Consider the following 22,983-nt stretch of genomic DNA (forward strand, 5'->3'; position numbering starts at 1 on the left):
TTACCTTTTCCCCTTTTTGTTCACCATTTTGGAGGAGCCCTCCACTAAATTCCCACGATACCAAACCTTTTGTACTGGCTTGCTAGGGAGTCCCTTTGTCCATTTCTTATATGTTTTTTCATCCGGATACGATAAGAGCGTTAATACTTCCCCATCGTTCCCTGCTCTTCCAGTTCGTCCGGATCGGTGTAAATATTGCTCGATTGAATGTGGCACGTCTACGTGTATAACATGTGTCAATCCGGAGATGTCCAAACCTCTAGCAGCAACATCAGTAGCAATCATGATGTTCACTTTTCCATTTTTAAAATCATCTAACGCTTTCTTTCTTTCCTCTTTTTTCATCTCTGAATGTAACGCTACAATAGGAGCATCACGATAAGATAGCTTCGCATCCTTCATTTGAAGCTGGTCTAAGCTATTCACAAACGCCAAGCCTTTCATATCTTTCATATGAGAAAGTCTTCTTAAAAATTCTGTTTTTTCTCGTTGCTCTACTTTCACGAAACTATGAACAACATCACCTTGAGCAGGAATGTCCTCTTTAGAGATACTTATTCGAACAGGATCTTTCATCATTCTTTCTGCAACTAATTCTATTTCTTCCGTAATCGTGGCCGACGTGACGACAATTTGTCTCTCAACAGTTGCTTCGATTAATGATTTCACTGTTGTTCGATGATCTCTACTTAGAAGCTGATCGCCTTCATCTAACACAATCATACGTACCTCATGCATTTTCAGCTTCTTCACTCTCATTAATTCCTGTAATCTACCCGGTGTCCCTACGACAATATGCGGCTTCTTCTTTAAGGCATCTATTTGTCTGTTTATATTTGCTCCACCAATTAACTGCGCTACCGTAACCTCAGAACCTGAAGCCCACTCTCTTAGCACTTCTATAATTTGCATCCCTAATTCCTGAGATGGGACCATAATAAGCCCCTGCGTCTGCTTCTTGGAAGGATCCACCTTTTGTAATAAAGGCAGGACATAGGCAAGCGTCTTCCCTGTCCCAGTTGGAGATTCTGCTACTATATCAGAGCCATCCAGCATAGGAGGGATTAACTCAGTTTGTATTGGCATTTCAAAAGAAAAATTAGCTTTCTTCCATTTCGCCTGTAAATGTTCATTTAATTGATCTATCACTGTCAAATTTCTCTCCACCTAAATTGTATTTATACTCAAGTGTACCACATTTCCAATCGAAATCAGATATATTAGATATTCTATGCAATATAAAAAAGTGCACTCCTTAGAATGCACTTTTTCGTTCATTTTCCACTAAATATTTTTTCGTCAGCTCATATAGATTTAATTCATATAATTGTCTTCCATCAGCTTTATATATACCGTGATTTACTAAATCCTCTATCATGAAATCTCTTTTTTCCTCTATTTTAGAATCTTTCTTTATCATCATTTGTCTCTCTCCTTACATTCTCATGCAAGAAATATTTACCCGTTACCTTCTTTGTATAAACTTCTATCCCGTAGTTTTTTAAAGAGTCGAGTAAAAGCAGGATACTTATACTTCAATATCCGGTAAATGATAAAGCCCACTAGCGCACCTAATGAATTTAACCAGAGATCGTCTACGTCACTACTTCTATGCTGCGGCAACTGCATTATTTCTATAGCCAAAGAAATGCTTAGACCAATGAAAACTGTAAATAGACCATTTTCTAGTTTTGTAAATAGGAGAGGTAACAGAAAACCTAAAGGAACAAATAGAATGATGTTCCCTAAAAAATTTATATAGAAGGGCTCCCAGAATCTAAGATAAATAATAGCATTATACGTTTCCCTAAAAACACGAAAAAACTCGAGATTTACATGCTCAATGGAAGGCTCTGTCAAACCGTTCTTAGGCAGGATCGTTTGAGAGAACAACCCAATCATCACTAAAACGAGAATAAAAATGCCCATTTCATGTAGCCATTCCCGCCATTCAAAGCCCCTCTTTTTCCATCTAAGTAGTCTCCAGATTAAAACTAAAGGAAGTGCAATTAATATAAAAAATAGCATATCATCTAAATAATTTATAATCACTTGCATGTTTTTTTCACTCCCACCTATATAACGATTTTAGTAGAAGGGTGGTTCGCTATCAATCATAACATTGAAAATTAGAATTTTCTGCTGATTTTCTTTCTTTTCTACGGTAAAGTTATTAGAAAGAGAATGACGGAGGCGAACAAATGAAAGCTTTGTTTTTTGATTTAGATGATACGTTGCTATGGGATAAGAAAAGTGTGGAGACCGCCTTTCTAAAAACATGCAACTATGCTGCCAGCAAGACAGGAATGGAGGCTAGTTGTTTAGAAAAAGCTGTAAGAGAAGAAGCAGAACGATTATATGATACATATGAAACTCGTCCATTCACTAAAATGATTGGCATTAATCCCTTTGAAGGTCTGTGGGGAACCTTTGATGACCCAGGGGAAGACTTTCAAAAAATGAAGGCTCTTATCAAAGACTATCAAGTGGATACTTGGACTGGAGGATTAAGAAAATTAGGTATAGAAGACGAGAAACTAGGAATGGAGCTTGCCGCATATTTTCCGGTTATGCGAAAAGAAAGTCCCTTTGTATATGAAGACACCTTTGAAATTTTAGCATACTTAAAAGGAAAGTATACGTTACTTCTTATGACAAACGGCTCTCCAAGCCTTCAAAACAAGAAGCTTTCTATCACGCCAGAAATCGCGCCTTACTTTGACCACATCGTAATCTCAGGCGCTTTCGGCAAAGGCAAACCAGACCCCTCCATCTTTATGCATGCGTTAGAGCTAGCCTCTGTTTCTAAGGAGGAAGCGCTAATGATCGGAGACAACTTAATGACTGATATTCTCGGAGCCTCAAAAGCTGGTATTAAATCAGTATGGATTAATCGGGAAAATAAAAAGCCTTCCACCGATGTCATTCCTACATATACCATTACAAGCTTAAGAGAATTACTACAAATCTTAGAGGAACCAAACCAATAAAACACAAGCTCCTATATGATCCTGAGACTTCTGGTAAATAGAAAATTTTATATACAATGACTGGGTGACACAATGAAAATCCACGTCATAAAAAAAGCGAGCAAGTGAACAATGATCATTCACCTACTCGCGATAAAACTCTTAGAGAGATTTTACAAGCTTTCTTCTCTCTAAGAGGTTCTTTTATTTACAAGTTAATAGCTGTGGCATCATAAATATCTTCTAAGCCCTTTAACCGGCCGATACCACTTTCCTCTACCGCTTTGTCAATAGAGAGCATCATAATGGCATCTCCGCCAATCTCTGAGCGGCCTACTTGCATTGTCGCAATATTGACTCCTTCTTTTGCGAGTAATGTCCCAACACGACCGATTGCACCCGGCTGATCCTTATGTCGAATGAATAGCAAATGCCCTTCAGGTACTACATCCACGATAAAATCATCTACCCTCAAGATTCGAGGACCTAAACCATTGAGTAACGTCCCTGAAACTGTTCTTGTTTCCTCGGCCGTTTTCACTTCGACAGTAACGAGACTTGTAAAGCCCTTGGATTTTGATGTTTTCTGCTCATTTACTACAATACCAATACGTTCTGCATGATATTGAGCATTTACATCGTTAACAGACTCACCCAGCTTGCTTTTTAGTAGGCCCTTTACTGTATTTCTGGTTAAAGGCTTCACCTCTACGTTAGCTAAGTCTCCTGAATAAGTAACATTTAATTCCTCGGGCACTCCTGTAGTAAGATCGCTCAAGAAAGACCCAAGCTTTTCAACCAGATGAAAGAAGGGTTCTATTTTTGCCATTACATCCTTCGATACTGATGGTAAGTTTACCGGATTCTTCACTACCCCTCCTTGTAAAAAGCTAACGACATCATAAGAAACATCCACTGCTACGATTTCCTGTGCCTCTACCGTACTAGCTCCTAAGTGCGGAGTAGCAATCACCTGTGGCAAAGTTAGCAGGCGATGATCTACAAAAGGCTCTTCTTCAAATACATCAAGCGCTGCACCAGCAACCTTTCCTGATACAATAGCATCATAAAGTGCGTCCTCATCAATTATGCCGCCACGAGCACAGTTGATAATTTGAACACCTTCCTTCATTTTCTCAAAAGCCTCTTTATTAATTAAATGACGCGTTTCCTTTAGTAACGGTGTATGAACAGTGATAAAATCTGCTGCCTTTATAACCTCGTCGATTGTCCCGAATTCTACACCAAGCTTTTCAGCCTTCTCAGGAGTTAAAAATGGATCATAAGCAATAACATTCATCCGTTGACCCTTTGCTCTTGCAGCTACCTCCGCACCAATTCTGCCTAATCCTACGACACCCAAAGTTTTGTTTTTCACTTCCACTCCTATGTAGCTTTTCCGATCCCATTTTTGATTTTTTAAGGCATGGAATGCTTGAGGTATTTTTCGAGCAAGTGCCATAAGCATCGCAATTGTATGTTCCGCTGCTGAATTTGTATTACCGTCAGGAGCATTAACTACGATAATTCCACGCTCGGTAGCAGCAGAGAGGTCGATATTATCCACTCCTACTCCAGCTCTGCCGATTATCTTTAGATTAGTCCCTCTCTCGATTATTTCTCTTGTAACTTGTGTCTGACTGCGCACGAGTAATGCATCATATTCACCAATTTTTTCAGCTAATTCTTCTCTGCTTAAAGAGGTATCTGTTACAATCGAGAACCCTTCTGCCTCTCTTAAAGGAAAGATACCCTCTTCACTAAGTGGATCGCTAATTAGAATTTTGAACATAGTTAGTTCGCTCCTTCCCCTAAATAGACTTGTTGAGCTGCGGCTATACCTTTACCAAGCTCTATGTTTTTCCCTATCTTTTTCAATACTACCTCCATTGCACTTATCAGTTGCAGCTGATCTGCTGGAGAACAATAGCCCATATGCCCAATTCGAAGAATTTTACCGGTAAGGTGCTGTTGCCCGCCGGCAACCGTAATCGCAAACTCTTTCTTTAATACTTTTCGAAATTCCTCTGGATCGAAATCAGCCGGCTGGACTGCTGTCACAGTAGGAGATGCTGAGACGTCTTCTGTTAGAAGCGGTATGCCGTGCGCCTTACATGCTGCTCGAGTCATGTTTTTCATTAGCTCATGCCTTGCATATACGTTCTCCAGCCCCTCTCGCTCTAATAGCTCCAATACTTTTTCTAATCCAAACAATAGAGAAATGGCAGGCGTAAATGGTGTCGTATCCTTTTCTAGGTTATCTCGGTATTTCCTTAAATCTAGATAAAAGCGTGGCTGCTCATTCTCCTCTACTACTTTCCACGCTCTTTCACTTACCGCAATAAAGGTCAAGCCTGCCGGTAGCATAAAAGCCTTTTGTGAGCCCGTTACCACTACATCAATTCCCCATTCATCCATCTTGGTTTCCACACCAGCTACACAGGAAACTCCATCTACCACTAGTAAGGCATTAGACACTTCTTTTATCGCCTTTGCAAGCTCTGAGATGGGGTTTAATACACCCGTAGAAGTCTCACAGTAAGTAGAGAATACTACCTTTATCTCTGGATGATTCTGTACGTAGGCTTTGACCTCTTCAGGATTTAATGCTTTCCCCCACTCCACCTTTATCACATGTGTTTCGATACGAAAGGATTCACATATTTTTGTGAATCGTTCTCCAAATGCTCCCGTCTCTACAACTAGTACTTCGTCTCCTGGTTTTACGACATTGACTACTGCAGTCTCTAAACCGGCAGTCCCACTCCCAGCTATCATCATCACTTCTTGATTTGTACCAAATATTTTTTGGAGTCTCGGAGCAATTCGCTTTAGTAAATCTGACGTCTCTTTCCCACGATGCCCGATCATTGCTTGATTCATCGCTTGTTGTACACTTGGCGGGATTGGAGTCGGGCCTGGAATACGTAAAATTGTTTGATCTTGTAACATTTTTATTTCCTCCTTTTTTTAAAAACAAAAAAAGCCCTTCGATTCCTTACATCATGTAAGGGACGAAGAGCTTGTATAAACTCACGTGGTACCACCCAATTTTCGCTAAAACGCAGCATCTCTAAGACATAACGTGTCTTCACGGACCAACCTACTTAGGAGCTCGTTCTCCCTTTCAACCAGTCAATTCCGGAGGGCTACCTTTTCAAACAGAATCACTGATTTTCACCTACCATCAGCTCTCTAGGGATTTCTAATTTGCAAGGCCTATCTCCATCAAAATTGTTTGATTATTTGAATTAAACCTATCATACGCAAGGTATTTTAAATTGTCAATATAGTCTGATAACTTGTAAGCGCTATCATTTTTTTTAAACCTCTTAAACCCTTGAAATACCTGTATTTTCAAAAGAAATTTTTTTATTTAAAGTTCGTCTATCTTTCGATTTTCATCCAAAAACACTATTTAAACAGATAATCACAGGGATAAAAACGAACAATAATTCCATAACACAACTATTTATTCGTGTCATTTAAATGGAATATAAAGAATATTCATTATCTTATTGACGTTTTATCTGTTAATTTGTACACTGTATAAAAACATTTGTTTATTCTGTATACACAAAAATATAAATTTATCATAAGGATTTGATGATATGAAAGTATGTAAATTCGGAGGTACCTCTGTGGCTAGTGCAGCCCAAATACAGAAGGTTGCAGCTATTCTCCTTGCCGATCCAACTAGAAGAATAGCCGTTGTATCTGCTCCAGGTAAAAGGCATGAAAATGACGTAAAGGTAACTGATTTACTTATTCAGTTAGGTTTAAGTGCTATTAAGGGAGAAGATATAGAAGCAGCTCTTAAGCTCGTATTAGATCGATATAGAGAAATTGCTTTAGAGCTAAAGATTGAGGCTCCTATCATGCAAATTATTGAAGAAGATTTAAGGAAGAGAGTTACTGAATACCAAACCCATAACTTTTTAGATATCATCAAGGCTAGCGGGGAGGATAACAACGCAAAACTAGTAGCTGCATATTTATCTAGCCGTGGAATTCCTGCTCGATATATGAACCCAAAGGATGCGGGTCTAGTTGTAAACGACTTTCCAGAAAGAACATTTGCATTACCAGTGTCTTATCAAAATTTAAAGGAGTCGCTTCAACATAATGACTATGTCTCAGTTTTTCCAGGATTTTTTGGTTTCACACAGGCAGGCGAACTCCGAACCTTTGACCGTGGTGGCTCAGATATAACAGGCTCTATTCTAGCAGCTGCAGTTCAAGCAGACCTTTACGAAAATTTTACAGATGTTAACTCTGTATTTTGTGCTAACCCGAAGGTCATCCATAATCCAGAAGAAATCCAAGAGATTACGTATAGGGAAATGAGGGAGCTGTCTTATGCAGGCTTCTCCGTCTTCCATGACGAAGCATTGATGCCAGTGTATAAACTTGGTATTCCCGTATGTATTAAAAATACAAACAATCCTGGAGCACCAGGTACCAAAATTGTTAATGTGCGAAAGGAAAACAGACGTCCAATTACAGGTATTTCCGCAGATAGTGGTTTTTCCATTCTATATGTGAGCAAGTACTTGATGAATAGGGAAATTGGATTTGGAAGAAAGCTATTACAGATTTTAGAAGAAGAATATATTTCCTATGAGCACACTCCATCCGGACTCGATGATATTTCTGTTATCTTTAGAAGCCATCAGCTCAATCCGGAAAAGGAGAAGAGAATTATATCCAGAGTGAAGGAAGAGCTACAAGCGGAGGATGTCCATTTCCGACATGACTTTTCCATGATTGTGTTGGTTGGGGAAGGTATGAACAACAGTACTGGTCTTGCCGCAAGAGCAGCAACTGCCATTGCTAGAACAGGGGCTAACATTGAAATGATCAACCAAGGGTCTTCGGAAGTCAGTTTGTCCTTCGGTGTTCATCAGAGCAGTGAAGAAAAGATTCTTCGAGAGTTATATAAAGAATTTTTTACTCCTGTTCCAGTCTAAAATAATTTGGTGAATTTTGGGGATAACATTCATGATTATCCCTCCTTTTTTATATACTGTTATATCTTTTAAAAAAGGAGAGTTTCATGTCCATCTCTGAAATAAAAAAGAAAGCTAGGCAATCCCTCCAAAACAATTGAGGAAAATCAGTCCTATTAGTAATCATCTTTTTCGCCATTCAGATGTTATTAGTTAACGCAGTAAAGAATTTGATTGTCGTAAAAACAACGCTCATTGTAGCAAAAATCTCCGGCATTGTAGCACTTTTTCCAGAAACACTACACCTACCAAGCAATACCATCTACCCGAGAACATCAAAGCTCTTGCATTCGATAAATGCCATCTCTCTTCTCATAGGAGACAAGCGTCATCAAATTACTGATTTTCTTCAAAGCTCCGGTTTTTGTATAGCCCATTTTCTCATACAAGTAGCAGTTCTTCTCTTCCTGAAGGATTGTATCAAGCTCCCATACAGTTGCCTCTGGATATAGCGACTCTATACGCTTCATAACAATTTGGGCCAAACCTCTGCCTTGATATTGATCCAGAATATTAATCATATGTAATCTCATTACTCCTGAATCTTTCTTGTACACATGGACACTGCCTGCTAGTTTATGATCAACTATGATTTTATAAAATGTGCCTTGCTCCATTCTTTCCATAAAGCGTGTAAAGGTTTGATTGACAGGAGTTGTTTCATGATCTTGATATTTATCATATAATGGCTGAAAGACCTGTTTCTGTAGATGATATAAGTGTTCTGCATCGGTAGGCTTAGCCTTTTGAAGACTTATTCCGGAAGCAAGCACTTCAAAGATTTCATCCAGAATATGATAAGGGATGAACTCTCCTTTAAGAACCATTTCTCTAATTTCTTCCACACTTGCCCACCTAGCATCAGCAACCTCCTCATATTGAAGGCTCCATTCAGTTACATTTTGCCTTATTAGAAAATGATCATCAAAGCCCCTGGAAAATCTGACAGTAAATAAAACCTCTGCTGCTTCTATATCTAAATCTATTCCAAGCTCTTCCTTTGTTTCCCTGACAGCAGCCATTTCAGGAGTTTCCCCGCATAAAACAGAGCCTGCAGCTGAGCAATCCCACATATTTGGCCATCCTTTTTTCCAAGGCTGTCTTTTCTGAATCAATAGCTTCCCTTCATCGTTTACAATCCAGACATGCACTACCTGGTGAAAGGTATCCTTCGGCATTTCTTCTTCTCTTATGTGTGTTTTTCCTGTATTCTCTCTGTATTCATTGAACACATCCCATATTTCCATTCTCCCACCCTCTCTCTTTCCATTAAGAATATCATAGTTCATTTGACAAAAACTATTAAATATGAGATGATGATGGTCGTTAACAATTTGGGTAGACATAGTCTAAAGAAATTTGGCATTCTACTATGTGTTTTTGATAATACTTATTCACACTGGAGCGACTATAGGGTCGCAAGGACGTAAAAGCAGGTAGGGTTTACGTTGCTTAGGTTAGAAAGCAACCAGTGGACAATTTACCGCGGCATTGAAAGCGTGACTTTCATGGAAAATGATCTCCGATTTATATCGGATTGATAATGAATATTCAAAGATTATGATTACCTACAAAAAATCAAAGGCTGGTCTCTTCCATAGAGATCAGCCTTTGTCCAATTATGCCGTTACTTTTCTTTTGTTGTATTCTACAAATGTCCATAAATAGATGAAGCCGCTCAATAAGGCAAGCACTGCAAGAACTACAAATGTCCAGGAGTACCCCACTAGTACAGATAACGGTAACACAAGTGGTGCGATAGTCCGACCGATAGTATAACGCAAGCTTGCCGCAGCAAAGTATTGCCCTCTCATTTCCTCTTTGGCCAGCTTAGAAACAAAACTCTCCTGTAAGCCAACTGTAGCAAGCTCTCCAAATGTAAATATACCCATCGCTAAAATAAGTACCCAAAAATTAGTGGTCATCGGGAAAACGAGCATGGAAACTGCATACAAAAAGGAAGACAGGAAGAAAACCCATTTCTCCGGATATTTTGTCATCCATCTCGTTATAAACACCGTTAGCATGACTACTAATAACCCATTCTCCGATAACAGGATTCCATATGCTCCCTCTCCTGTTACAGCCCATTCTCGATTAAAGAGATTTCCTAACACTTGCTTATCCATCATCCCCTCTAAATAAACAGGAATCAATAAATCTAATTGCATATAAGTTTGTGCCAGAAGAATGCCACCAATGATGAATAAGAAAAACACTTTATCCTTTACAATCAACCCATAGGCCTTTACTTGATTTACCATGACTTGTATCCAATTATCTCCGCTATTGACCATCAGCTTTTGTTTCATTTCATTAGAAAGCGTCTCTTCCGTCAAGAATCGAAGAGCAAATCCAACAATACAGAAAATAATCCCAGCAGCTAATAATAACGCAAAACGATATTGGAAGAACAACACAGCACCAACTATCGGTCCGATTACTACCGAAATATTAATGGATGTATAAAATACAGAGAAGACAGTACTTCTATCCTTCTCTGGCACTACATCCGCAACAATTGCCTGACTGGCCGGATGATAAAAGGATCCACACATACCTGCTATAGTAAATGCCACATAAGCCAACCAAGGGGAATCTAGCCAAGGCGAATTTCCCATAGCGAATAAAATAAATGCAAGTCCTTGTGCCGTTGCAGAGAAAAACAGCATCGTCCTCCTACCGAATCGATCCGCACAATATCCCCCTACAAGATTTGCAGCTACCGAAAACAACTGAGAAAACACCAGTAATACCCCTGCAACACTCGCACCGAACTCTTCAGCAAAATAGATAGCTAAAAAAGGAAAAACCATCCAAAAGCTTAGATTACTAAAAAACTCCCCGAATAAACGAACCTTTAAGGCTCTATCCCAATCTCTAATTCTCATAAAATTCCCTCACTTTTAATAACCTAGACAATCCTATCACAGAAATCTAAGATTCGGAATAGTCGAAAGTCTAAAAAAGTAATACGTATCAGGTTAGCCTAGAATATCAAGTAAGCATATATACATAGGTTGGTTGACTTCCGCAAGTATTAGAAGCAAAACCGTAAGTATTCCTTAAGGAAGTGCAGGTAAGCAATACAACATCGCAAGTAACTTTGTAGGCACGCAAGTATTTGTTGCTACATCGCAAGTATTGGGTATAAACTGGATATTAATTTACCTATAAAAAAATTAAAAACGCACGGCATAAAGCCATGCGTCATCTCTTCATACTTAATCTCTAATAGTAACAGCTGTACCCGTAGCTACACACATCATCATGCCATCACGGATGGTTTCGAAATCTAGGTCCACTCCAATGACTGCGTTTGCTCCTAGTTTACTAGCTTGAACTTTCATTTCTTCTAAAGCAATTTGTCTTCCCTCAGAAAGCTTGTTTTCATAGGCAGAACTTCTACCCCCCACTATATCGGTTACAGAGGCAAACAAATCACGGACAATATTAGCCCCCATGATTGCTTCTCCTATAACGATGCCGTGGTAGGCTTCAATAGTTTTTCCTTCAACAGTGTTGGTTGTCGTCACTAGCATTCTAATTCCTCCTTTAAAAGCTTCTAGCTATATCATACACCAGCTTCTTTCATTTTCACCCAGGAATTCTTCTAAAATTATTACAGAATGTAAAATTCTAAATGGTTTTAATACTAGATCCTCTTCATACCTTTTTAGACTGTTTTTTTAAGCTACGAAAGCCTTCTATAAAAATTTCAGGGTTTTCTTGCACATTAAAAGAGAAAACACCTTGATTTGTATGCAAATAGAGCATGCCAGCACCAAAGGAAAACGGTTTATAGGAAATATCGTGTACATGCTGGAGCTCGAAGCTCTTTTCCGCTGTCCGAATACCTTCTATAGTCATCTCGATTTCCAATTGCTTCTCGATTTGTTGCATCTGAAAGTAAAAATCAATTTGCCTTTCAACTTCTATATAAATCATCAGATATTTACTCAAATACAAACACCTCCTAGCTCTTCTTTAGTGTATCATGTTTGTAATGAATTATTCAGAAAAGAGGAATCGGAGTGCTAAAAGCTGTTTTATTCGACCTAGATGGAACCCTTTTAAACAGAGATGCTTCCTTATCAAAATTTATAGCAAGTCATTTTAATAGTTTGCGAAATGTCCTATCTGATGTGGATGAACAGCAATTCTGTTCACGGTTTATCGAGCTTGATAACAGAGGGTATGTATGGAAGGATCAAGTTTATCGACAATTAATCAAGGAATACAAAATAGAAGGCTTGACTGTGGAAGAGTTACTTCTCTATTACAGCCATAATTTTAAGCAACATTGTGTAGCATTTCCAAACTTACACTCTACGCTAAAGGAATTAAAGCAAATGTCCCTAACACTTGGTATTATCACCAATGGAAAGGGCCAATTCCAAATGGATAATATACATGCGCTAGGGATTGAATCTTATGTTGATACTATTTTAATTTCAGAATTAGAGGGAATAAACAAACCAGATCCGCTCATTTTCCAGCGAGCATTAAGCAAATTAGGAGTAAGCCCCCATGAATGTGTCTACGTGGGTGATCATCCAATCAATGATATTCAAGCTGCAAATGCAGTGGGAATCCACACCATTTGGAAGAAGGATCCTAGCTATCATTGTTTAGAAGCAAACCATGTAATAGATGATTTATCAGAAATACCTCCCATTATCAAAAGCATCATTAAATAAGCTTGGCAAATTCAGAGGTTTGAATCTCCAGCTTTTCCGACGCCTTGGATATATCCTTGAATTCCTCTAAGGCTATTCTGATCTCGTCCTGGCTCTTCTCAATGATTTTCTGAGTCTGACTATTACTAACAGCAACTTTGTTCACTTGCTTCGTAATACCTTCGATATTATCACGTACTTCTACAATAGACGCTTCTACTCTTGCAGCCAGTTTCCTAACCTCCTGTGCAACGACGTTAAAGCCTCTACCATGTTCCCCTGCCCTTGCAGCTTCAATCGCTGCATTTAGGGCAAGGAGATTTGTTTGTGAAGCAATTTCCCGGATTGTTTGGACAATTCCTTTTATAGAATCGGCCTGCATCTGAAGACTCTCTAGTGAGGCAGTATTTTCTTGAGAACTGATTGCTATATCGTCAATTCGTTGAAGTAATTCCTCACTTTTCCCCATCCCTATATCCGCTCGAGTCCGAAGATTCTCAGACATTGCTTTTAATTCCTCTGTCACGTTTTCTAATATTAAATGACGTTCTGTCACATTACTTGCAACTAACGATACACCAAGGACCTTTTTGTTCTTTCCAAAAACAGGCATATAAGAAGCCTCAAACATAACACTTTTGTCATGCTTATCTCTTCTTTCAACCTTGTTAAAATAAGACTTTCCTGCGAATAAGTCCTTCCAGAATTGCTCGTATGCAGGGCTATTCACAAGCGTTGGAAAGCAAAAATCTTTATGAAACTTTCCATACACCTCATTTACCGTATACCCCAGCTCCTTAGCAAAATTCTCATTTACGTAAGCAACCTGACGATTATGGTCAAAGCGGATGATGGCAAGATTTCTTTCCAATGCCTCAACAACTGTCATATCATTTACTTCTTCTGTTTGCTGAACATGCTTCACGCTATTTCCCCCATCATTCAAACGGCGCATAATTCTCTAAATCTAAAACCGTTTCTTTCTCTAACACTAATCTAGCAAGCTCCGCTCCCACAAATGGTCCTGCTGTTAATCCAGAAGCTCCTAATCCATTTGCAAAGAAAATATTCTCATATCCTGGCAGCTTTCCGAAGACCGGCAAATGACCCGGAGTATAAGGGCGGAAACCAACCCTTACTTCTTCTATTTTTACATTTTTCAGAGAATTTGCAATACTTATCGCGTGGTGGAGCAATTCTTTTTTCCCTTCCTCCGTCACCGAGCTGTCGTAACCAGTATTTTCTTCATACGTAGATCCTGCGACGATTCTGCCGTTATCGAATGCAAGCATATATTGGCTACTCGGCGGCAATAAAACCGGCCAAGCGCTTGTATCTGTCTCTTCCAGTTGAAAATGCATAATCTGCGCTTTTTGAAAGGTCACATTTGCATCAATATCCAGCTGTTTGGGAAGCTCGTTCCCCCAAGCTCCTGCAGTTAAAATGATCTTATCGGCATTAATGGGAGTCCCATCAACCAATAATCTGCCGTCTGAAAAGGAAGCACTTCCCTTAATTATTTTTGCTCCCAGTTTCTTAGCAGCATCCTTTAATGCGGAAGTTAAGGCTTTTCCATCTACTCTAGCTCCTCCTTCTATAAACAAGGCATGATGTTCAGCTGTAACAAGGGGGAAAAGCTTCCTCACTTCTTCACTCGATAAGATTCTTACTTCTCCAATTTCAGGGGCATCCTCTTTTTTCTCTACTGTTCTTTGAAGCATTTTTTGTAGCTTTGCTTCCTCATCGTGCAAGGCAATGGCTCCCACTTTTTTATAGCCAGTTTTTCCTGTTTGAAGCTCCGCTAGCTCTTGAATAAGAGTAGGATAATATCTAGCACCATGCTTCACAAGCTGATACCATTTTTTATTTCTTCGCTGTGACACCCAAGGACAAATAATCCCAGCAGCTGCTGCAGATGCTTGTCCCTCATCCTCTCGATCTATTAAGGTAACATCAACCTTGTACCTCGCCAAATGATAAGCGGTGGAGGCTCCTAAAATTCCTCCACCCACTACTATATAAGACATTCTATTCCACTCCACTTTCTAAAATCGAAAAGCTAACACTTTCACAATCAATTTGGGCCATCGCCCCGTATGGTAGGATAAATTTCGGCTCTGTATGTCCAAAATTCATATTATATAAGACTGGCAGCTCGGTTAGACCAAGCTCCTGTAAGATTCGCAAGATGGATTGTTTGTATTCCTGATAGTATTTTTCATGCTGCGGTTTTCCAAAGATAATTCCTTTTGCTTGTTGAAGTATCCCCTGTGAGCCATAATTCCTTAACCAATATTCTATATAACTTGGTTCTGGGTGATCCTCTGAGGTTTCAAAGAACAAGATGCTATCCCTCCAAGCTGCCTCTTCTGGCCATAGCTTTGTACCCTTCGCAAACTCTAACACATCAATACAACCACCTATTAAACGCCCCTCTGCAAGCCCTTTTCCTTGCAGCAGCTCATAGCCTTGATTTTGTGTCATTGGCCTCTTCTTATGCTTATTTTCTTCAATCCATTCAAGTCTTGTGCTTGTCCATTCCTTCGCAGGTTTTATTTCTCCTATTGGATCAGTTGAAAACAAGGTCTTTCTTACAGCTTCAGCGGTATACTCATGCATTTCTACATTTTCAGCAAAATCCATTAATATGGAAGGTCCATAAAAGGAGGATAATCCAGCCTTATGGCACAACAAATGGGTAATGGTCGTATCTGAATAGCCTATGAGTACCTTTGGATTGTTCTTTATTATCTCGAAATCAATATATGGCAATAAACGAATGCTCTCGCTTCCCCCAATATTAGAAAAAATCCCTTTAATAGTTGGATCAGCAAATGCGTTCATTAAATCCTCCGCTCTTGCCTTTGGATTTTCATATACAAAAGCAGTCCCCTTTAAACTGTTTGGCATGGCTACTACCTCTAAATCAAATACAGTCTTCAATCTCTCTACCCCTTGCTCGTATCTCCATCTTAGCTCTGGGTCTCCAGCTCCTCCCCAGGACAAGCTAATTGTAGCTACTTTATCACCCGGCTGCAGCATTTTCGGCTTTTTTAACATTCTTTTCCACTCCTTTAACTAAGATTATAAAACAAATTGGAGAGATAGACCGCTATATTTTTAAGGTCTTGTTATAAGCAAAAGCGTAACGACAGAAAGAATTATTCCATATTGTAAAGAACAACTCAATAAGAACCACCTTACACCGGTGTTGCTATCACTCTGGAGCAACCGGTAAAATAACCCCCTCCCCACCTTGATTTACACATACCCTTGCTCTACTCAGAATAACTGATTAGACTTTCCTTTTTACCTACCCTTCTTTTTACGTCCATATTTTAGTAAAATGTGTAATAAGTATATTATTCAAAACTTGGAAGAAGGTCTGCTTGATGAATATTCCCTTTACCAAAATGCACGGTTGTGGAAATGATTACATATATATAAATTGCTTTGAGACGGATATTCAACATCCAAAAGAGCTAAGCAAAGCCATGTCTGATCGTCGATTTGGGATTGGGAGTGATGGCCTTGTTTTAATTTGCCCTTCTGAAATTGCTGATGCAAAAATGAGAATGTTTAACACAGACGGCAGTGAAGGAAAAATGTGTGGGAATGCGATTCGATGTGTTGCCAAGTATGTGTATGACCGTAATATTGTACGAAAAGAGACACTCACTATTGAAACGCTTAGCGGTATAAAAACAATCGATTTAACAGTAGCAAATGGGGACGTGCAAACTGCCACAGTAGATATGGGCAAGCCGATCTTAGAGCCAAAGGATATTCCCATGAGCGTTGAAGGAGTTGAGCCTTTCATCAACCAGGCGATAAATGTGGAAGGAAAAACATATTCTATTACTCCAGTATCTATGGGCAATCCACATTGCGTACTGTTTTGTGAAGACATCTACTCTCTCGACTTACCGAAAATCGGACCTTTATTTGAACAGCATCCTCTCTTTCCCGAGGGAGTGAATACTGAATTTATACAAGTAGAGAATAAGACCTCCTTACGAATGCGTGTATGGGAGCGTGGAAGCGGAGAAACTTGGGCATGTGGTACAGGAGCATGTGCCTCTGTAGTAGCAGCTGTTCTAAATGGCTACTGTGATAAGAACACAGATGTTACAGTGAAGCTACTTGGTGGAGATCTTATCATCCGTTACACAGATGATACGGTGTATATGACCGGACCAGCCACTACCGTTTTTGATGGTGTGTATAGCTGGAATAATACATAAGACTTAAGACCCTCAAATCACAAAATGATTTAAGGGTCTTTATTCTTAATAATATATAAAGAAACTAAGGTATCTACCAGTTTATAATCGAAATGTAATGATACTGGAAATATTGTGTAATAATTCTGTAATATTCAACTGTTACTATATAATTAGACTAAATAGCAGGGGGAAAGTGTATTTTGAAGAAAATCTTAGGCACACTTATCATGACAATTGCATTATTGGTCAGCGGAGTAAACATTGCGAATGCCGCAACTACTACTCATACAGTAGAAAAAGGAGAGACATTATATAGCATCTCCAAAACGTACAAAATATCAGTAAACAAATTGAAATCATGGAATAATTTAAAATCAGACAAGATTAAAGTTAACCAAAAGCTTACACTTGTAGCAAGCTCTAAAAAAACATCGAAGAAAAAACCATCACGTTCAAATGATAAGGTTGAAAAGGAATTTGTTGTTTCAGCAAGTGCCTTCACAGCTAATTGTAATGGCTGCTCTGGTATCACCACTACCGGTATAAATTTAAAAAAGAATCCTGACGTTAAAGTAATTGCTGTAGATCCAGATGTCATCCCACTTGGTACAAAGGTATATGTGGAAGGCTATGGATACGCAATAGCTGCTGATACGGGAGGAGCTATTAAAGGAAATAAAATCGATGTTTTCTTCCCATCAAAGACGGAAGCTTATAAATGGGGTCGTAAAAAAGTAACCATTAAAATACTAGAATAATCTAAGTAGGGGGTGTCCCATAAGTAAAAAACTTATGGGACACCCCCTTCCTTCTTTGACAGATATCTGCGCTATGTAGCATTGCTCCTGCGGTGGTCGCATCAAAATGCCACCACCGCAGGAGCAATGGGACCGTCTCAAAATGGCTTTTCAGACGGCCCCTTTTTTGATGGTCATGAATCTATTTTACTGATGTATTCTTTTATTCCACAGATAACTCGCTTATAATAACTCATCTCATGAGGAACAAAATCCTTTCTCTCTACCATCCTGCTAATAGAGATTCGATTTCCCTCCATATAGAGTATGCCTTCTACCCCCATAACCCGACGCTTATCAAGAAATAACGCCTCAAAGTCCGAAAAACTACCCTTCACTATTCCCGAAACCTCTTCTTCTTGGAGACGGAAATCCTCTAAAGAAGCCTCGTATCTATATAAATATGTATGAATGAATTCTCTATCTATCTGTTTATCAGAAGAAATTGTCGTAGGGATTACTCCCAGGGAATCAAGGTCCTCAAAGTAAAGGTCTATCCCAAGCTCTTCCTTCACTTCTCGAATTCCATCTTTTACAGTTTCGTCAGCAAGGAGATGACCTGCTGCTGTTATATCCAACAGACCAGGATAGTTCTCTTTTTGGTCACTTCGAAGCTGTAAATAAATCATCCAACTTCCCTTCTCTAATCCAACGAACCAGCAGGAAAAGGTCTCGTGCCAAAGACCTTGCTGATGGACCTCTTCCCTCGTAGCTATTCCAATTGGAGATTGATTCTCATCAAAAATTTTTAGCAGCTCCACTTAATCTTCTCCGATATTATTTTTTTTCGTTAACTTCTCTATTAAATCTTCAATTCTTTTCTTTTGATTAGCCGTTTCCTGCTCTAGTATTTTTATGTCGTAATTACCTTCCAATTTATTTACTTCAACGATATCTCCCTCTTTTAATTCGACCTCTATTTCTCCCTTTTCAATTAAAAGCTGCTCCTCTTCCTCGGGAAATTTCAAAAATACCGCGAAGCCTTCCTCAAACCGGTCCAACGTGTACTTCACGCTTATCTCTCCTATCTCTGTTTTATTGTTCTCCAATTCACTTCTAAGCCTTGTCCAGGCTGAGTATACATAATAAGACGATTAATATGAAAAGGAGATACATATGAAAAAAATTTTATTCGTTCTTTTTTCTGCACTTATTAGCATCCTTATTTATTCAACCTCCACTGTACAAGCAGAGGAACTAGAGCGTAACGTAGCTCTTCACGATAAACTAATAGATTTTTCTGATGTCCAAGTTATTCACAACGACACAAAGGTCCCGCTTGATGAAATCTCTAAGTATCTTTACTTAGAGCCATATACAGTTAATGGGAATACCATCATTAAGAAATATAAAAAGGTTTTTATATATTATCCATCTAGCGAAAAAACATATCTAGATGGTAAGCATATTAAATGGTCACCAATTACAGATGTAGATGGCAAGCTCTATATTAGCGTTAAATTCCTTGCGAAGGAGCTTGGATTTAACATTAAATACTTCCCAAATTACAAAACGATACGGATTTTCCGAGATAGCTATCCCTCTATGTCACATAAAGAGTTTGAAAAACTACTCCAAAGCATCGTTGAAAAAAATATATCTTCAAGCTACAAAGCCAACATTTATCTAACCTTTGATGATGGTCCAAACAAGTATACAGTGGCTAACTTAGATATTTTAAAAAAGTATAAGGTAAAAGCCACCTTTTTCTTTTTAGGTAACAACATGCTTGGAAATGAGAAAATTGTTCAAGCGACAGCTGATGGCGGTCATTATATCGGTACTCACAGTATGACGCATGACAAAAAGAAAGTATACAAGGATGCCAAGTCGTTTATTAAGGAAATAAACGAAGGAACTGCGCTAATAAAGAAAATGACGCTCATGGATGCCAAGCTTATAAGAGTTCCATATGGAAGTGTCCCTCATGTAACCAAATCAATAAAAGATGAAATAAAAAATGCTGGATATAAACTATGGGATTGGGATGTAGATTCAAACGACTGGAGATATAAGGATAAAGAGGCGCAACAAATTGTCCGTAATGTCCAAGATGGAATAACAACAGCATATAAAACTGGAGATAAAGACATTGTTGTCCTTCTACACGATCGCAGCCAAACGACCCTTGCCCTTCCGGCGATTATAGAGTGGATTAAAAAAGAAGGGTATCTCCTAAAAAGCTATAATCCAAAAGAGCATATTACACAAAACTTCTTAAAGGATTCTTCTTTGTAAATTTTTGACCTATTTTATAAAGTTTTCAGCGATAACCTTGACATCGTTATTTTCATAGCCTATTATTATCCTTTGTTAAAAGGAAACTAGAATTGGAGAGGAGAAACTCTTCCCTTTTCTAGAAATAACGTGGTTCGAGAACCTCCCACGAAAAAAAACTAAGGAGAAATGAATATGAAAATTAAAACGATGGCGACAAGCGGAATCATCGCAGCACTTTATATTGCTGTTTCGCTTTTGGTGGCGCCCTTCTCTTTCGGTGCGGTCCAATTTAGGATTGCCGAAATGTTTAACCACCTAATTATCTTTAACAAGAAGTATTTCTTTGGTATTGTGCTTGGTGTATTTATCACGAATCTCTTCTCCCCGTTAGGGTTATATGATCTAACATTTGGGGTCGGACATTCCGTTTTGACGTTATCTATCAGTATACTAATAGGTAAATTTGTGAAAAACCAATTGACTCATATGGTTTTAAATACATTGCTATTTACCTTTACGATGTTTATTATTGCGTTCGAGCTTCATCTTGCATTGGAACTTCCTTTCCTATACACCTATTACACGTGTGCAATTGGGGAATTCGTTGTACTTGCAGTGGGTATTCCAATAATGATGGCTTTAAACAAGAGAGTTCAATTTAAAGATTTAATATAAAGTGAAACTTTGATTGGTGGGGGTATTCTTTCATCCCCCACCAATCATTAGTTGAACCAATCGGGCTTTTAGGGACAGTTGACCTCCCACTTAGCTGTCTCATTTCTTTTGCCATCTTGAAGTGGGAGTCTTACTGTCCCTTAATGCGGGATAAAATAAATGTTGACCGGAACAAATTAAATGAGAAGCCCTTATGATTCTTATCAGATGATAGAATCATAAGGGCTTTCTTGTTTGGGGCCTCATGGTTCTCCGCCGTGTCGGACGCAGGAGTCACCGATGCTGCTCCGAACCAATAAGTGTTTCCTACTAAAATTAATTTCGCCTTAAAAAGGAGGTATCTACTGCTTTCAGCGAAGCTTTAATCCAAGTATTCCTTTTCAAATTCAATAGTACTTCGCACGGTGTCAATCGGTCTTACCAAGCTTTCAATATGTTCGCGTTTGTTTTCTAAAAATGGAGGAAGAGATAATTTTTCTCCTAGAGTTTCATATGGCTCGTCACCCATGAAGCCTGGACCATCTGTAGCAAACTCAAAAAGTATGCCATTAGCAACACGAGCGTACAAGGATTGGAAGAAGAAGCGATCGACAAAGCCAGATGTGCTGAAGCCAAAGCTTTCCATTCTGGCAGTCCATTCATCTAGAACGGTCCTATCCTCTACTCGAAACGCTGCATGATGAACTGTACCAAAGCCTTGACGCCCCGGTGGTAATACGACATTTTTCTCGACGATTACCTGTGCCCCGTTTCCTCCTTCTCCTACTTCAAAGAGATGTAACGCCCCATCCTGAGCAATCTCTTTAAATAATAAAACCTTCTCCAATACTTCTTTCATATAGTCAAACTGAGCAATACGAATATGAATTGGACCTAGACCTGTAATAGCATATTCTAATGGAACCGGTCCTTTTTGCCAAGGAGTTCCGGCTGCTATTCCTTCATTGTTCTCATCAGAAACAAGCTGGTATTGTTGATCATCAAAGTCTACAAAGGAGAGAACCTTTTTACCAAATTGCTCCTGAATTCCTGTATGCTTCACCTGAAATTTATCAAAGCGTTTCACCCAGTATTCTAACGCAGCATCACTTGGTACACGAAAACCCGTTTTGTAGATTTCATCTGTTCCATGTGTCCCTTTTGGGATTCCAGGAAAATCAAAGAACGTCATATCCGTTCCCGCTCCACCTACATCATCTGCAAAAAATAAATGGTAGGTCTGGATATCATCCTGATTTACCGTTTTCTTCACTAAACGCATACCTAAAACATACGTAAAAAATTTATAATTTTCTTCAGCACTGCTAGTAATCGCTGTTACATGGTGGATCCCCTTTAAATGATTCATGTCGCTCCTCCTATTTGTCCCTCGTTCAAATATCTTTAATTCGAGATAATTTTATCATGAACTATTTAGACAGTCAAAGAAGGTAGACTTTCGATTAGACATCAACCTGCGTACCGAAATCTTTATTAGTAGCTTGCATATAAACCCCTTGGGCTACTGCTAAATCAAAATAAGCAGCTCCAACTGATTTAAAAAAGGTTATTTCCTTGTCATTTTCACGGCCTGCTCGTTCCCCTGTAACCAGCTTTCCAACTTCACTATGTATCTGTTGGAAAGACCAAATACTCTGGTTTTGTGCATGTATCAGTTCTCCCGCTTCCACCTTTACTCCCTCTGCATCATCAACAACAATCTTTGATGCTCTTGATACGGTTATTTCATCTACTTCTCTCATATGTGGAAGATACGAGCCAACACCGTTTATATGAACACCTTCCTTTAAATCCTCGCCTAGGAAAACGGGCTTTTGCGAGCGTGTTGCACAACAGATTATATCTGCTTGTCTTACCGCCCATCTCACGTCTTCTGACACTTCAATAGGAATGTTGATCCCGAATTTTCGAAGCTTCTCTTTGAATTCAAAAGCCTTTGACACACTTCTATTTATTAATATTATTTGTTCAATAGCACGTACTTCTAAAACACCTAGCACCTGCTCAAAGGCCATAGCCCCAGTTCCGATGACTGTTAAAACTTTGGCAGTCTTCTTGGCAAGATAATTGGTTGCAATTCCACTTAATGCACCTGTTCGAAGCCTTGTTAAATAAGAAGCATTCATGAAAGCGAGATGCTCACCGTTTTGTGCATCAGAAATTAATACAACCCCTTGTGTAGTAGGCTTGCCTTGGGATGGATTATTCGGAAAAATGGTTACAACCTTTACTGCTGCTACCTCGCTTACTAAATCTGCGCTTGGCATATAAAGGGAGGAAGCCTGATACTGTGGAAACTCAATTACCGTTCGATGTGGATTCAGTATTTGCTCCTTCTCCTTCGCTTTTAGTACTTTCTCGATATCGGCAATTGCATTTTTCATATGATAGAAGCTCATAATTTCTTT

22 protein-coding genes, 2 pseudogenes, 1 riboswitch and 1 other annotated feature are annotated in these 22,983 nt (G+C 39.0%); of the genes and pseudogenes, 7 read left to right on the plus strand and 17 right to left on the minus strand.

What is annotated here, in order from left to right; translation table 11 throughout:
* From AC1VU3_RS13340 to AC1VU3_RS13350, 3 genes are all read right to left on the minus strand, one after another.
* Entirely contained in the window at nucleotides 1-1,155 is a 1,155-nt protein-coding gene (locus tag AC1VU3_RS13340) for a DEAD/DEAH box helicase (RefSeq protein ID WP_480389013.1), read from the minus strand.
* 100 nt (nucleotides 1,156-1,255) lie between these two features.
* Complete coding sequence (locus AC1VU3_RS13345; protein ID WP_480389012.1) at nucleotides 1,256-1,423, minus strand: Fur-regulated basic protein FbpA; 168 nt, start codon at nucleotides 1,421-1,423, stop codon at nucleotides 1,256-1,258.
* A 35-nt stretch (nucleotides 1,424-1,458) separates the two neighbouring features.
* Nucleotides 1,459-2,058: a VanZ family protein gene (locus AC1VU3_RS13350; RefSeq protein ID WP_482983727.1), complete on the minus strand. Its 600-nt coding sequence runs from the start codon at nucleotides 2,056-2,058 to the stop codon at nucleotides 1,459-1,461.
* 143 nt (nucleotides 2,059-2,201) lie between these two features.
* Here AC1VU3_RS13350 and AC1VU3_RS13355 point away from each other — a divergent pair, with 143 nt between their 5' ends.
* Nucleotides 2,202-2,990, plus strand: a complete 789-nt coding sequence (locus AC1VU3_RS13355; protein WP_480389010.1) for an HAD family hydrolase — start codon at nucleotides 2,202-2,204, stop codon at nucleotides 2,988-2,990.
* Nucleotides 2,991-3,177: 187 nt separating this feature from the next.
* Here AC1VU3_RS13355 and serA read toward each other — a convergent pair whose 3' ends face one another.
* On the minus strand, nucleotides 3,178-4,761 hold the full coding sequence (gene serA, locus AC1VU3_RS13360) for a phosphoglycerate dehydrogenase (protein WP_480389009.1): 1,584 nt from the start codon (nucleotides 4,759-4,761) through the stop codon (nucleotides 3,178-3,180).
* A 2-nt stretch (nucleotides 4,762-4,763) separates the two neighbouring features.
* Nucleotides 4,764-5,921, minus strand: a complete 1,158-nt coding sequence (locus AC1VU3_RS13365; protein WP_482983728.1) for a pyridoxal-phosphate-dependent aminotransferase family protein — start codon at nucleotides 5,919-5,921, stop codon at nucleotides 4,764-4,766.
* 55 nt (nucleotides 5,922-5,976) lie between these two features.
* Nucleotides 5,977-6,210 (minus strand) — a binding site (T-box leader).
* Nucleotides 6,211-6,580: 370 nt separating this feature from the next.
* Here AC1VU3_RS13365 and AC1VU3_RS13370 point away from each other — a divergent pair.
* A complete protein-coding gene (locus AC1VU3_RS13370; RefSeq protein WP_482983729.1) occupies nucleotides 6,581-7,939 on the plus strand; it encodes an aspartate kinase in 1,359 nt (452 codons plus the stop codon).
* 314 nt (nucleotides 7,940-8,253) lie between these two features.
* Here AC1VU3_RS13370 and AC1VU3_RS13375 read toward each other — a convergent pair whose 3' ends face one another.
* From AC1VU3_RS13375 to AC1VU3_RS13390, 4 genes are all read right to left on the minus strand, one after another.
* A complete protein-coding gene (locus AC1VU3_RS13375) occupies nucleotides 8,254-9,225 on the minus strand; it encodes a GNAT family N-acetyltransferase (protein ID WP_480389005.1) in 972 nt (323 codons plus the stop codon).
* A gap of 372 nt (nucleotides 9,226-9,597) precedes the next feature.
* Nucleotides 9,598-10,869 (minus strand): MDR family MFS transporter, encoded by a 1,272-nt coding sequence (locus AC1VU3_RS13380; RefSeq protein ID WP_480389004.1) that lies wholly within the window; start codon nucleotides 10,867-10,869, stop codon nucleotides 9,598-9,600.
* 333 nt (nucleotides 10,870-11,202) lie between these two features.
* Nucleotides 11,203-11,520: a YbjQ family protein gene (locus tag AC1VU3_RS13385; protein ID WP_480389003.1), complete on the minus strand. Its 318-nt coding sequence runs from the start codon at nucleotides 11,518-11,520 to the stop codon at nucleotides 11,203-11,205.
* Between the two features lie 124 nt (nucleotides 11,521-11,644).
* Entirely contained in the window at nucleotides 11,645-11,941 is a 297-nt protein-coding gene (locus AC1VU3_RS13390; protein WP_480389002.1) for a hypothetical protein, read from the minus strand.
* Nucleotides 11,942-12,012: 71 nt separating this feature from the next.
* Here AC1VU3_RS13390 and AC1VU3_RS13395 point away from each other — a divergent pair, with 71 nt between their 5' ends.
* Nucleotides 12,013-12,678, plus strand: coding sequence for an HAD family hydrolase (locus tag AC1VU3_RS13395; RefSeq protein WP_482983730.1), 666 nt, complete (start codon nucleotides 12,013-12,015; stop codon nucleotides 12,676-12,678).
* Here the strand turns inward: AC1VU3_RS13395 and AC1VU3_RS13400 are convergent.
* The 4 genes and pseudogenes from AC1VU3_RS13400 to AC1VU3_RS13415 all read right to left on the minus strand — a co-directional run.
* Nucleotides 12,671-13,003 (minus strand): annotated as a pseudogene (locus tag AC1VU3_RS13400) (methyl-accepting chemotaxis protein); the annotation flags it as partial. The gene AC1VU3_RS13395 and the pseudogene AC1VU3_RS13400 sit on opposite strands and share 8 nt — an antisense overlap.
* Before the next feature lie 204 nt (nucleotides 13,004-13,207).
* A pseudogene (locus AC1VU3_RS13405) lies at nucleotides 13,208-13,612 on the minus strand (PAS domain-containing protein); the annotation flags it as partial.
* Complete coding sequence (locus AC1VU3_RS13410) at nucleotides 13,596-14,684, minus strand: NAD(P)/FAD-dependent oxidoreductase (protein ID WP_482983731.1); 1,089 nt, start codon at nucleotides 14,682-14,684, stop codon at nucleotides 13,596-13,598. The gene AC1VU3_RS13410 and the pseudogene AC1VU3_RS13405, both read right to left, overlap by 17 nt.
* Before the next feature lies 1 nt (nucleotide 14,685).
* The gene (locus AC1VU3_RS13415; RefSeq protein WP_480388999.1) at nucleotides 14,686-15,717 is read right to left on the minus strand and encodes a S66 family peptidase; all 1,032 of its coding nucleotides are present in this window, start codon (nucleotides 15,715-15,717) and stop codon (nucleotides 14,686-14,688) included.
* A gap of 329 nt (nucleotides 15,718-16,046) precedes the next feature.
* On the opposite strand from AC1VU3_RS13415, the gene dapF reads away from it, so the two are divergent.
* A complete protein-coding gene (gene dapF / locus AC1VU3_RS13420) occupies nucleotides 16,047-16,901 on the plus strand; it encodes a diaminopimelate epimerase (protein ID WP_480388998.1) in 855 nt (284 codons plus the stop codon).
* A gap of 182 nt (nucleotides 16,902-17,083) precedes the next feature.
* Entirely contained in the window at nucleotides 17,084-17,641 is a 558-nt protein-coding gene (locus AC1VU3_RS13425; RefSeq protein ID WP_482983732.1) for a 3D domain-containing protein, read from the plus strand.
* Nucleotides 17,642-17,814: 173 nt separating this feature from the next.
* Here the strand turns inward: AC1VU3_RS13425 and AC1VU3_RS13430 are convergent, their stop codons facing one another.
* Both AC1VU3_RS13430 and AC1VU3_RS13435 read right to left on the minus strand, forming a co-directional pair.
* Nucleotides 17,815-18,441 (minus strand): NUDIX hydrolase, encoded by a 627-nt coding sequence (locus AC1VU3_RS13430; protein ID WP_480388996.1) that lies wholly within the window; start codon nucleotides 18,439-18,441, stop codon nucleotides 17,815-17,817.
* Nucleotides 18,442-18,693, minus strand: coding sequence for a DUF3006 domain-containing protein (locus AC1VU3_RS13435; RefSeq protein WP_482983733.1), 252 nt, complete (start codon nucleotides 18,691-18,693; stop codon nucleotides 18,442-18,444).
* Nucleotides 18,694-18,796: 103 nt separating this feature from the next.
* Here AC1VU3_RS13435 and AC1VU3_RS13440 point away from each other — a divergent pair, with 103 nt between their 5' ends.
* Nucleotides 18,797-19,918 (plus strand): polysaccharide deacetylase family protein, encoded by a 1,122-nt coding sequence (locus AC1VU3_RS13440; RefSeq protein ID WP_482983734.1) that lies wholly within the window; start codon nucleotides 18,797-18,799, stop codon nucleotides 19,916-19,918.
* 123 nt (nucleotides 19,919-20,041) lie between these two features.
* Nucleotides 20,042-20,086: riboswitch (PreQ1 riboswitch) on the plus strand.
* A gap of 6 nt (nucleotides 20,087-20,092) precedes the next feature.
* Entirely contained in the window at nucleotides 20,093-20,575 is a 483-nt protein-coding gene (locus AC1VU3_RS13445; RefSeq protein WP_482983735.1) for a QueT transporter family protein, read from the plus strand.
* 361 nt (nucleotides 20,576-20,936) lie between these two features.
* Here the strand turns inward: AC1VU3_RS13445 and AC1VU3_RS13450 are convergent, their stop codons facing one another.
* Nucleotides 20,937-21,923, minus strand: a complete 987-nt coding sequence (locus tag AC1VU3_RS13450; protein ID WP_482983736.1) for a ring-cleaving dioxygenase — start codon at nucleotides 21,921-21,923, stop codon at nucleotides 20,937-20,939.
* Between the two features lie 94 nt (nucleotides 21,924-22,017).
* Nucleotides 22,018-22,983: ornithine cyclodeaminase family protein (locus AC1VU3_RS13455; RefSeq protein WP_482983737.1), on the minus strand; the 966-nt coding region annotated here is incomplete at its 5' end.

It is taken from the genome of Psychrobacillus sp. Z16_25 (genome assembly GCF_056856695.1).